Genomic DNA, 11,929 nt, shown 5'->3' with positions numbered 1-11,929 from the left:
TTAGGGGGCCGGGGGGCTAAGCCTCAAACTTATAACCCACACCCTTCACGGTTGCAACGCAATCGTCGCCCAGTTTTTCGCGTAGTTTACGGATGTGTACGTCGATGGTACGGTTGGTAACCACTACCGAATCTTCCCAGATGTTTTTAAGGATCACCTCGCGGGTGTAAACTTTGCCGGGTTTTGAAGCCAGCAGGTACAACAGCTCAAATTCTTTCTTGGCCAACACAACTTTAACACCGTTTTTATAAACCAGGTAAGCTTCGCGGTCGATAACCAGGTCGCCTATTTCCAGTTTGTTATCAATTACGTCTTCGGCAGGGGCATTACGACGAAGTATGGCGTTTATGCGGCTAACCAGGGCGCGTGGCTTGATAGGTTTTGCAATGTAATCATCGGCACCTACGTTAAAACCGGCAATTTCCGAATACTCCTCGCTGCGGGCTGTTAAAAACACCATAAAGGTATTTTTAAACTCGGGCATGGTGCGCATAATGCGGCATGCCTCTATCCCATCCATTTTAGGCATCATGATGTCAAGTACAATCAAATCAGGCAGGGCCTTTTTTGCCTCGGCAACAGCTTCCTGGCCGTTACGTGCTAAAAACACCTGGTAACCTTCCTTTTTGAGGTTATACTCAATCAGTTCTAAAATATCCGGTTCATCATCAACAATAAGTATTTTCTGTTTTGCGGTGCTGCTCATGTTGCGTTAAATTTTTTGTATAAAAGTATACGCTTTACAACAGCTAATGGTTAAGCTAATATTAACAAATTGTTAAACGTTACCTTATATTAACCCTAAGTTGAGGCTATTTAAATGTTTTATTTAAAAAAGCTTCAAGATCGGCGCCTGTAATATTCTTGGCAACAATATTTCCCTGCGGATCGATGATGAAATTTGAAGGAATAGCTTCAATATGGTAAAGCCTTTCTGTAGGGCCTTCAAAGCCGTTTAAATCCGAGCCATGCGCCCAGGCAAGCTTATCATCGCTGATAGCTTTTTGCCATGGTGCTTTGTCCTTATCAAGCGATACTCCTAATATATTAAAGCCTTTATCTTTAAATGCATTGTACTGTTTAACCACATTTGGATTTTCCTGGCGGCAAGGCTGGCACCATGAAGCCCAAAAATCAATCATTACATACTTGCCTTTGTAATCAGACAAATTAATTGGCTTGCCATCAATACCGTTAACGGTAAACTCGGGCGCTTTATGACCAAGGGATATCGGCTTAGCCTTATCCATCTGCGCGATAAACTTTTGTACCGTAGGGTTATCTTTAAAATCGCCCCTGATTTCATCAGCAAATTTAATAAGCTGGGCTTCGTATTTGGTAGGATCGAGCGTGGTAGCTGCATAAAAGCCCGCAAGCGATTTTTTATTATCGTTCACAAATTTTAAAACCGCTTCGCCGCTTTCATTCACATTCTTTAAAAATATAGGCATATATATTTTCAGCAGCGAATCGTTCCGCTCACCGCGAGATTTTTCCTGATATTCGGCAAAAAGCTTAGCATTTTTATCGCCGTAAAGATTACTGATACGGTTAAACTCCTTTATCTTATCCGAATCATCAGAACCTTTGATAGTATACTCGTGGTTTTTATTGTTATTGTCTGTTTCAAACTCAATATCGTCGCCATTTTTAGCAATGAAATCGTACAGGTTTTCGCCCTGCATTTCGCCACCCTGCGGACCAGTATTGCCTACCCTAAGTTTAAACAGGTTTGGATAAAGCGCCACATGCTTAAACTCAAACTTACCGCCCTCGCCTAACGAAGTAGAATCAACAACCTTTAAGCCCGAGCTATCGGCCTCAATCAAATAAACAGCTTTAAGGTTACCCGGATTTTTGATAGTTCCCGAAACACTAAATTGTGATTCGTTTTTACAAGAGTACATGCCCGCGCTAAGCAATAACAACGCGCCGGCAGCCAGATTTTTAACTTTCATTTACTTAGCTTCTAATTCCTTTATCAATAGCTGGTTAGTTTTCTGCGGGTCGATCTTCCCTTTTGAGCTTTTCATGATCTCGCCCATAAACAGGCCCAAAACGCCCTTTTTCCCCTTTTGGTATTCCTTAACCTTATCAGGATATTTGGCGATGGCATCCTTTATAAAACGGGTTACATCATCACCATCGGCACTGATTAGCAGGTTAAGTTCCTTAGCCAGATCATCCGGTTTTTTGCCGGGTTCTTTGATCATGGCAGGAAATAATTTGTGCGAAGCTACAGAATTATTTATCACCCCGGTGTCAATTAGTTTGATGAGGGCGGCAAGGTTTTGCGGCGTAACAGCAAAGTTACCAATGGTTTGGTTATGATCATTCAGGTATGAGCGTACAGCACCCATCAGCCAGTTAGCAGCAGCTTTATAATGATCAGTATGTTTTATCAGCGATTCAAAATAAAAGGCGGTGTCCCTATCGGCAGTGATAACCGAGGCGTCATAAGCGGTTAAGCCCAATTGCTCCGTATACTTATGATACAACTGACCGGGTAGTGCCGGTAAGCTTTTACGGACGCTTTCCACATACTCATTGGTAAGCTTCAAGGGCGGCAGGTCCGGTTCGGGGAAATATCGGTAATCATTGGCCATTTCTTTTGAACGGAGCACTGAAGTTTCGCCTGTATCAGCGTTAAAGTTCAGTGTATTTTGATCGATGTGGCCGCCGGCTTCAATAATGTTTACCTGGCGAGCAAACTCATGCTCAATAGCACGCTGCACGTTACGGATGGAGTTAAGGTTTTTTACCTCGCAACGGTTACCATAGGCAGTTGCACCTTTAAGCCGCACCGAAATATTAGCGTCGCAGCGCATGCTGCCCTCTTCCATGTTACCATCGCAAATATCAAGATAGCGGAGAATTTTACGCAATTCGGTCAGGAACTGACCAGCCTCTTCGGCGCTGCGCATATCCGGTTCAGATACGATCTCCACCAGCGGTACACCAGCGCGGTTCAGGTCGATCAGTGAATCGGCGTGGTGCTGATCGTGCATACTTTTCCCGGCATCCTCTTCCATATGAATGTGGTGCAGGGCTATGTTCTTTTCAGTGCCATCGGCCAGTTTCACGGGCACATAACCGTTAAGGCAAACAGGCGCCTGGTCCTGACTAATTTGGTAGCCTTTGGGCAGATCGGCATAAAAATAATTTTTACGGGCGAAGCTGTTATTCAGGTTGATAGTGCAATTACAGGCCAGGCCCATTTTAACGGCATATTCAACCGCTTTTTTATTAATAAAGGGCAAAGTGCCTGGATGCCCCAGCGATACCGCGCTAACATGGCGGTTAGGTTCGGCACCAAAGGCAGCCGAATCTGCCGAGAATATCTTACTTGATGTAGATAACTGCGCGTGTACTTCGAGGCCTATCACCAACTCGTACTTTTCAGCTACCCCGTCTGCGAGAACTGTCATAAAAATAAAAATTCAGCTATGATTTTACTGATGTATAAAAGTCAAATATATAAAGATTAATACAGTAACAACACCATTTTGCTTTTAAACAACGGTAAAAGTGCAATTATATAGTTGTAAGGTAGGGGTTATAGAGATTATAGCAGATGATTGGAGATCAGTTGATGGGAATATTCAATTCAAAACATGCCTGTCATCAGCATGATTAAACTTTCTGTATCCTCCGCTGTCTATTTATTTGTCAGGCACAGAAATTGAATAAGTGTTCATATTTAGACAGACACCATGAAAAAATTAATTTTAGGAATGCTTGCAGGATGTTTTTTACTTGCAGCTTCGGTTACCAGGACAAATGCACAGGTAAGTGTAAATTTAAATGTTGGCTTATGGAACCCGCCCGCCGAATATGCGGGTATTAATTATTACTACTTACCCGATGTAGAAAGCTACTATTATGTCCCTACTCATCAATATGTTTATTTGGATGGCGGAAACTGGGTTTGGAGGCGATCATTGCCGCCACGCTATGCCAGCTACGCCATTGCAACAGGTTACAAAGTGGCCGTAAACCGTCCAAGAGCGTATACCTATTTTACACACGACCGTGACACCTATGCCCGCTACCGCGGTACAAAGAATGTTATAGTGCGAGATAACTATCGCACCAGGGTAGTGAACCGCACACATGTGATTAACCGTACCAAGGTAGTAAACCGTTACCAAAAGCCGCATAAAACCGTAGTAAAACGTACCCGCGTAGTTGAACACCGTGGACAAAAAAATGGTCACCGCCATTAATTGTCCAACAGGCTTTCCCCTAAAAAGTATATAAATAAAAACGACCGCTTCAGTGGAGGTGGTCGTTTTTTTATTTTATTAAATTCGTCATTGCGAGGAACGAAGCAATCCCCAACGTTACAGAGATACTTGCTTAGCCGCTCAACTCATTAGGGATTGCTTCGTACCTTATAATGACGTGATTGTAAGTTATTAAAGTGTATTTTTTCGATCAGTTTTATAACGTGGGCGTTGCCTGCGGCCCGGGCTTTCCGTTACAAGTCCTCGCTTTTCCTGCCCACAATCCTAACGCTCGCTGTGGGCTTTACACTGCAATCCCTAACGCGGCCCCCGCGCACCATCGCTAAAATATGTTTCACATGTCATCACGGCTTTTTTCAGGGCTTCCCTGATGGTTACTCGCAATGACGTGATGGAGGGGTTATTTACCCCGCAAAGCTCCTCGCCTTCACCAATACATTATCCAATCCGCTTACATCACTGCCACCAGCTGTAGCGAAAAACGGCTGACCGCCGCCACCGCCTTTAACTTCTTTAGCCAGCTCTTTAACGATGTTACCGGCATGCAGGCCTTTTTCCTTTACCAGGTTTTCGGCAATCATTACGGTAATGCTTGGTTTGCCATCGAAATCAGCAACCAGCACCAGGAACAGGTTTGATACGATATCTTTAAGCTGGTAAGCCAGGTTTTTAACCGCGTCGGCATTAGGCAGGGCTACTTTTTGGGCGATGAAATTGATATCACCAATAGCTTCGGCTTTTTGGGCCAGCTCTGTTTTTAAGCCTGATGATTTCTCAAGGATCGATTTTTCGATCTCCTTTTTCAGTTTAGCGTTTTCGTCCAGTAAGCTTTCAATGCTTTTTGAAAGGTCTTTAGGATTCTTAAGCAATTCTTTTAACTGGTTAACCAAAGCGTTTTGGGTAACGATATATTTTTCGGCAGCAACACCGGTAATAGCTTCAATACGGCGAACACCAGCAGCTACAGCACTTTCGGCGATAATTTTAAAGAAACCGATTTGCCCGGTAGCTTTCACGTGCGTGCCGCCACAAAGCTCCTTGCTAAAGTTGTCATCAAAAGTAATTACGCGTACGTATTCACCATATTTTTCACCAAACAGGGCGGTTACACCACTGCTGATGGCTTCGGCATAGAGTACACTGCGCTCTTCTTTCAGCGGGATATTTTCACGAACCTTTTGGTTTACGATAGACTCGATCTGCGCCAGTTCCTCATCGGTAACTTTGGCAAAGTGCGAAAAATCAAACCTTAAGTAATCGGCATTCACCAATGAACCTTTTTGGTTTACATGGCTACCCAAAACCTGTTTCATGGCAGCATGCAGCAAGTGCGTAGCCGAGTGATTACTATTGGTTTGGCTGCGTAGAGCAGGATCAACAATAGCAGTTAAGGCATCGTCAATATCCTGCGGCAATTTATCGGTAAAATGAACTATCAGTCCGTTCTCCTTTTTCGTATCTGTAACCAGGATGATCTCCCCATCAGGGAAAACCAGTTCGCCCTTATCCCCTACCTGGCCACCGCTTTCAGCATAGAAAGGTGTTTTATCCAGCACCAACTGGTATTGCTCCTTGCCCTTAGCGGTTACCTTACGATATTTTACGATATGGGCAATGGTTTCGGTTTCGTCATAACCGGTAAACTCTACCGATTCATCGTCTTTTAAAACGATCCAATCGCCGGTATCGATGGCGGTTGCTGCACGGGAACGGGTTTTTTGTTCTTGGAGGGCGGCCTCAAAACCCACCATATCTACTGTCCAGCCAATTTCGCGCGCCATCAATTCGGTAAGATCGATAGGAAAACCGTAGGTATCAGATAATTCAAATGCGAGGGCGCCACTTAAAACTTTATCATTATTGCCGCTCACGCTTTTATTAAAATAGCTTATACCCTGCTGCAGTGTTCTTAAGAAAGAAATTTCCTCCTCCAAAACTACCTTCTGTACAAAATCCTTTTGAGAATATAATTCATCAAATACACCCTTAAACTGTTCAGCCAATAAAGGTACCAGCTGATTAAAGAAAGGTTCTTTAAATCCTAAAGTTTGATAGCTGTAACGCACTGCCCTACGTAAAATCCTGCGGATTACATAACCTGCTTTATTACTCGCAGGCAGTTGTCCGTCTGATATAGCAAAGCTTATGGCGCGGATATGATCAGCCAGTACGCGCATAGCCACAGCGTCATTCCAGTCGGTATCCCCTGGTTTAGCGGCGCTGTTATATTTCTTCCCAGATTTTTCGGCAATGAACTGGATCATCGGCTGAAAAACATCGGTATCATAATTTGATGTTTTGCCTTGCAGCACGCGTACCAGACGCTCAAAACCCATCCCGGTATCCACATGTTTGTTAGGCAACGGTTGCAATACACCACCTTTAAGGCGGTTAAACTGCATAAAAACGTCGTTCCAGATCTCGATAACCTGGTCGTGATCGGCATTAACTAAGATGGCGCCGCTTACTTCGGCACGCTCGTTATCCGGGCGGCTGTCAAAATGGATCTCCGAGCAAGGGCCGCATGGGCCTGTTTCGCCCATTTCCCAAAAGTTATCTTTTTTATTGCCACGGAGGATGTGATCTTCAGCTACATACTGCTTCCACAGTTCGTAGGTTTCGGTATCGGCTTCAAGACCTTCCTTTTCGTCGCCTTCAAAATAGGTAACGTACAGGCGGTCTTTAGGCAGCTTGTAAACTTCGGTAAGCAGTTCCCAGCTCCAGGCTATGGCTTCTTTTTTAAAGTAGTCGCCAAAGCTCCAGTTGCCCAGCATTTCAAACATGGTGTGGTGATAGGTATCGATACCTACCTCTTCTAAATCGTTGTGCTTGCCGGATACGCGTAAACAACGCTGCGTATCTGCCACGCGCGGGGCTTTCGGGGCTGCCTCGCCTAAAAATATATCTTTAAACTGGTTCATCCCCGCGTTGGTGAACATCAGGGTTGGATCGTTTTTAATTACAATTGGCGCCGAAGGAACGATGGTGTGTCCCTTTGAAACAAAAAAACCAAGAAAAGCCTGTCGTATTTCGGTAGCAGTCATAGGGAGCAAAGGTAAATAATAGTCGGGAAGTCAGAAAGTCCGGAAGTCGGAAAGTAAAAGGAATTACTCCGAGAGCCCCTGAGGGACTTTCAATTTGAGCTTTATTTATTAATTACATCATATTAACCCTCATTCGTCGATATATATTAATACAATTTACCTTATTTGCTTTAAATTTGTTTATGGAAACTTTAAGAGTTGATATTCAAAACGAACAGGAGAAGCGAGTACTCCTGGCTTTTCTTGACAGTTTGGATTATAATTATCGCATAGATAATGAAAACGACGCTGTGCTTGAACAACAGGCTAAAGACCTGGCCAGCCGCAAAGCTGATTTCCTGGCAGGCAAAGCGTCTTCCCTGCCCTGGAGCGAAACCAAATAGCCATACGATACAGATTTAGCGGACATTAAAAATAATTACTGATGCAATTATAGAGCGGGTTGAAAAAAGTCCGAATGTAGTATCCGGACTTTTTTAAACAGTCATTAACTTTTTTTCTCAAACAGTATTTTCTGCGCATTGAATCCCGCTGAAGCGTCAATCACCTCGCTAAGGAGCGGCCAGTTTTCTGCTTTTTCAAAATTATTATTGTAAACACGTGTTATCACAATGGTTACAACATTACCGTTAAGGGTTGCTTCTGACGAAAACGAACCGGTTTTATTAGTCTTTTTTGCTGCTATTTCCTCAAGGCCTTTGGCTGTATATCCCTGTGGTACAGCAATGTTTATGGTGTATTTAAAACTACGGGAGCATGGCATATACACGTCATAAGTGCGTTTTCGTTCTTTTTCCACCAGTTTGTAAAACGATCCTGCAAGTTTACCTGCGTCAATAATATAATTATTGCCCGCTTTTTTTACCAGATTATCCAATACAAATGATTCTGAGTACTGAAAAACTGGATTGCTGTTATCAAGAGCGGCGTTAATAATTTTACAATCTGTAACCTGGGTTGGCTCCTGCTCGTACTGGGCTTTTATTTCAGATGTAAATTTCTTTACTGATTTTGACTCATCATCCGAAAATGCGTAGCTGAAATCATCACGCAGTTTTTTTGTTTCAGGGTTTTCTGCCAGTCGTTTTTCCAGCCTTTCACTCTTAGATAATTCCATAAGGATGTTATCAATATCAACTACCGGCACTAAACGTAACTGATCATCATGCCTCATCAACCCTGTTTGTTTAACCAACCTCTGTATCTTTATTTTTTGCATATTGGCCGGCAAAAGCGAAACCTTAATGTCTTCATTGATATTATTAACAGCGGCCTGCATTACCGGCAAAACCGCTGTACCTTCAGCAAACGAATATTTGGTTGAACTTTCCCGCTTAGGAGTAAGCACAATCACTTTTTCACCCTGAAAGCGTTGAGGTATCTCATTAAAGTGAGTTGCGGCGTCATCAAAAAACATATATAGCGGCTTGGTATCGTTTATGCGGATACAGGCGTCAAAATCACTATAATTAAAGATATTATCGAGTGTATTAGCATTACGCGAACAAACCAATAATACGTCATGATCAATTTTCAGATCATTTAAAGCCATGCTCATAACAACCGTATTAAACTTTGAGGACATACGACGATAATTGATTTCATCAACTTTGCCAACATCATCTTTACTATAACTACCAAAAACCATCCCCTTTCTGATATTGTAAAGCACCTTCATAGCGCTATCAAGCGGTACAGCTTTAATGTTCTTTTTACCGTCGAAATATTTTTTTAAACGATCAACAACATCGCTGAAGTAAGGAATGTTCCGCTCGGTAAAAGTTCCTTCAAAAATTGCTTTATTGGCCTGCAACCTATCAGCAGCACTTTCACCTGCTTTACCACCCGAAACAAACTTTACAAAGCCCATGGTGTGTGAACTGCTGATTTCGATATAAGGGAACTGACGAAACTTGGAAGTCCAAAATTCACTCGAATATTTTGCCTGATCTCTGACCTTCAAACTGTATATCTGGTCGCCGGCTGCGTTCGTACTTATATTAAACTGCGGGGCGCCATTTGCACAAATATGCTTTACATTATCTTTTTTTGAATATTGAAAATCATAGCTGCTGTATAAAACAGGATACTCGCCGGCCAATACAAAAACCATGTCGTTATCGGCAAAATTATCGGTACTTGCATTTTCGTTTACGTCAACAGTGCTCACGTAATAATCAAGTATATCACCAACCTGCAAATCGGATACGGCAAGTTTACTCACCTGATCGTTCTTTTCATTTTTGATCAGAACTTCTTCGCTTGTGTTTACCACAACTTCTTTGCCGCTTGGCTTAATGATCTTAGCCCCAATGTAGGTATCATGTGTCATGGAAAATTTAGCGCTCAAAATATGTACGCTTTCATCAAGACGTTTTTGGTAAGATATAGTTGAAAAATCTTCAAGTGCTGATTTATCGTTTATCTTAACCCGTTCGTGAAAAGTGGTAAGCTTGAGTGCCCGAGTTGTTGACGACGCCGTGATGATCATAAATTTAAATTTATTGGTCAGCGATCTTTGCATGCTGTATGATTTGGCAAAAACCACGGCGCTTTCATTACTTAAATTAACAGGCACCTTTGTGGTTGCAAATTCAGGCACGGTTGTCCCCCAAACCTCCTTCTGAATTTCGGCTGCTTTTTCCGCATAGGTTTGGTTATTGTTTTGCGCACCCGCGGTCGTGGCAAACAGAGGAAAGAAAAATAATAAACGTAATGTTTTTTTCATTGTGATACAGGTTTTATAACTAAATTTTCGTTGTAAGCTTTATTCAGGAGCTCAATATCCTGGTTCCATTGTACAAAATTTGCTTTTGTAAGCAGCGTGTTCTTTATGAGCAACGTTTTTTTATAAGTGATTTTTCCGGGCGAACTGATGTAAGTAATATGAAACTCATACCCAGGTCTGGATATGTCAACGCCGGGCGGTATGCTTGCGGCTTTATAACCTTGCGGCAGTGTGAGTTCGGTTTCGGTTGCAATCTGGTCTTTTCTTGAAAACCAATAATCATTTTTTTGCTCATCAATAGCTATGACAGCATCCGAAAGCTCTTTACGGTTATCCAGATCAATATAATACTCTTTACCAAAAGCAGATATTCCACTTTTACGATCAACAGCATACCCGACATTTAAATCTTTATCGGGGTTGCTTGTAGTACTTAAAACAAGGTTATTGATGGTATAATCGACATTACCTGCAGCGAGATAATGTTTCATAACATCTTCGACATTTTCATGCTTAATGCTATTTATTCCGGCTAATACCTCTTCTTTATCCTCTCCTTTCCAAACGTTGCTCACTTTACCGGCAAGACTCGCGCCATTTATATAGAGTTTGCTTATTTCGCTGCTTAAATTTTGCTGAGGTTGCGCGGATGGTATTTTACCGAGAACATACTTATCACCATCCTCCATTAAAACCTGTCTGCCTTGTATCCTTTCCGCATATTCATTAATACCTATATAGGTTTCAGTGGCATCAAGATAGTAGGTTTTGCCTTTATAAAGCAACCCGCAAATCATATGATTATCAACCGCCATTGAGGGTGTTTGATAATCATATGCAATATGTTTTGTACCCAGCCAGCAAAGCCGGGCATCAAAGCCTGCAGATACAAGCAGGGCTTTGGTCAGGTTGGCCATTCCTTTACAGTCACCATATTTTTTTCTCAGCACCTCGTCGGCTTTTTCAGGTTTAAAACCTGCTATGCCATCTTCAAATGCTATATATCTGATGTTGTCCTGAACATAATAAAATATGGCTTTTATTTTATCTAAATCATTAGTTAACCCTGCAGTAAGCTCATTACTTTTAGTACGCAATGGCGCGGGGTCGCCGGCCACATCCTTTACTAACTCGTGATACCATGCATAAAGATCGGCAAGAGTATTGAAATAAGTAAATTGTTTACTCCCTACAATGGCCGATTTACACATGATGAGCAAATGCGGGTATATGTAGGTTGGGCCCGGACCATGCAATTCCTTTTTCATTGCCGGGATATTAGTAAACTTATATGTTATAATATCGGCATCATTGCTGCTGTTATAAATAGTGCTTTTTTTAATGTTAAAAGCATTAAAATTAAACTCCTTAATATCCACTTTCATCCAGTGCGGAATTTCAATACTAACTTCGCCTTGTTGGACCGGTAGGTTATCAGCAAAATAAATATTTGTAAAATAGCGGGGATCATTAACAGTTTCTTCAAAAGTAACATTGCCAATACTTCCTTTTTTTGCCAGATCGAGTGGAAAGTAACACAACCGTTCATCCGAATAAAAAATATCATTATTGCTGTAATAGGTATACTCAGGCTTAAAACCGCGGGGAGTGCGGCCGTCAACTTTGCAGGTTATATTATTAATAGAAATATTGTTGTTGTAAAATTCAGATACCGTGTAATTAACCTGGTAAGCACTACTGGTGTAGATATTATTAAGTTTTTGGTTGATCTCTACACGGTTGTCTTTGCTGTTCCAATTAAACCGAAACTCATTTTTCAGGGAGGTTATGGTTACAGCCGAATCAGCTTCGAGGGCACTTACCCGCATAGTACACAACACACATAGCGTGTATGTTATCAATAGTTTAATAGTCATAAAGTTATTAGGGCAATAAATATATTATTATTT

8 protein-coding genes are annotated in these 11,929 nt (G+C 42.0%); 2 read left to right on the top strand and 6 right to left on the bottom strand.

The genetic code is table 11. From position 1 onward, the window contains the following. Nucleotides 1–16: 16 nt before the first annotated feature. The 3 genes from ABIC84_RS00290 to gatB form a co-directional block, all read right to left on the bottom strand. Nucleotides 17–706 carry a response regulator transcription factor gene (locus ABIC84_RS00290; protein ID WP_022831601.1) on the bottom strand — a complete coding sequence of 230 codons (690 nt, stop codon included), beginning with the start codon at nucleotides 704–706 and terminating at the stop codon, nucleotides 17–19. Nucleotides 707–812: 106 nt separating this feature from the next. Next, entirely contained in the window at nucleotides 813–1,958 is a 1,146-nt protein-coding gene (locus ABIC84_RS00285; RefSeq protein WP_429262314.1) for a redoxin domain-containing protein, read from the bottom strand. Then, nucleotides 1,959–3,428, bottom strand: a complete 1,470-nt coding sequence (gatB, locus tag ABIC84_RS00280) for an Asp-tRNA(Asn)/Glu-tRNA(Gln) amidotransferase subunit GatB (protein WP_429262313.1) — start codon at nucleotides 3,426–3,428, stop codon at nucleotides 1,959–1,961. A 285-nt stretch (nucleotides 3,429–3,713) separates the two neighbouring features. Here gatB and ABIC84_RS00275 point away from each other — a divergent pair, with 285 nt between their 5' ends. Next, nucleotides 3,714–4,226, top strand: coding sequence for a hypothetical protein (locus ABIC84_RS00275; protein ID WP_429262312.1), 513 nt, complete (start codon nucleotides 3,714–3,716; stop codon nucleotides 4,224–4,226). A 425-nt stretch (nucleotides 4,227–4,651) separates the two neighbouring features. Here the strand turns inward: ABIC84_RS00275 and alaS are convergent, their stop codons facing one another. Beyond that, nucleotides 4,652–7,291, bottom strand: a complete 2,640-nt coding sequence (alaS, locus tag ABIC84_RS00270) for an alanine--tRNA ligase (RefSeq protein ID WP_429262311.1) — start codon at nucleotides 7,289–7,291, stop codon at nucleotides 4,652–4,654. 182 nt (nucleotides 7,292–7,473) lie between these two features. On the opposite strand from alaS, the gene ABIC84_RS00265 reads away from it, so the two are divergent. After that, the gene (locus ABIC84_RS00265; RefSeq protein ID WP_090526381.1) at nucleotides 7,474–7,674 is read left to right on the top strand and encodes a hypothetical protein; all 201 of its coding nucleotides are present in this window, start codon (nucleotides 7,474–7,476) and stop codon (nucleotides 7,672–7,674) included. 104 nt (nucleotides 7,675–7,778) lie between these two features. Here ABIC84_RS00265 and ABIC84_RS00260 read toward each other — a convergent pair whose 3' ends face one another. Both ABIC84_RS00260 and ABIC84_RS00255 read right to left on the bottom strand, forming a co-directional pair. Continuing rightward, a complete protein-coding gene (locus ABIC84_RS00260; RefSeq protein WP_429262310.1) occupies nucleotides 7,779–10,019 on the bottom strand; it encodes a hypothetical protein in 2,241 nt (746 codons plus the stop codon). After that, nucleotides 10,016–11,896 carry a transglutaminase-like domain-containing protein gene (locus tag ABIC84_RS00255; RefSeq protein ID WP_429262309.1) on the bottom strand — a complete coding sequence of 627 codons (1,881 nt, stop codon included), beginning with the start codon at nucleotides 11,894–11,896 and terminating at the stop codon, nucleotides 10,016–10,018. The genes ABIC84_RS00260 and ABIC84_RS00255 overlap by 4 nt, the downstream gene beginning before the upstream one ends. Between the last annotated feature and the right edge of the window lie 33 nt (nucleotides 11,897–11,929).

The sequence above is a fragment of the Mucilaginibacter sp. 3215 genome (genome assembly GCF_050433785.1).
In the GTDB taxonomy this organism is placed as follows: domain Bacteria; phylum Bacteroidota; class Bacteroidia; order Sphingobacteriales; family Sphingobacteriaceae; genus Mucilaginibacter.
Note: the sequence above shows the minus strand (reverse complement) of the source record. Positions and strands in the feature narration are given on the sequence as shown.

Excerpts from the sequence above, each read along its gene's own strand:
- ABIC84_RS00290 (WP_022831601.1), bottom strand. The coding sequence starts at position 706 with ATGAGCAGCACCGCAAAACAGAAAATACTTATTGTTGATGATGAACCG.
- ABIC84_RS00285 (WP_429262314.1), bottom strand. The coding sequence starts at position 1,958 with ATGAAAGTTAAAAATCTGGCTGCCGGCGCGTTGTTATTGCTTAGCGCG.
- gatB (WP_429262313.1), bottom strand. The coding sequence starts at position 3,428 with ATGACAGTTCTCGCAGACGGGGTAGCTGAAAAGTACGAGTTGGTGATA.
- ABIC84_RS00275 (WP_429262312.1), top strand. The coding sequence starts at position 3,714 with ATGAAAAAATTAATTTTAGGAATGCTTGCAGGATGTTTTTTACTTGCA.
- alaS (WP_429262311.1), bottom strand. The coding sequence starts at position 7,291 with ATGACTGCTACCGAAATACGACAGGCTTTTCTTGGTTTTTTTGTTTCA.
- ABIC84_RS00265 (WP_090526381.1), top strand. The coding sequence starts at position 7,474 with ATGGAAACTTTAAGAGTTGATATTCAAAACGAACAGGAGAAGCGAGTA.
- ABIC84_RS00260 (WP_429262310.1), bottom strand. The coding sequence starts at position 10,019 with ATGAAAAAAACATTACGTTTATTATTTTTCTTTCCTCTGTTTGCCACG.
- ABIC84_RS00255 (WP_429262309.1), bottom strand. The coding sequence starts at position 11,896 with ATGACTATTAAACTATTGATAACATACACGCTATGTGTGTTGTGTACT.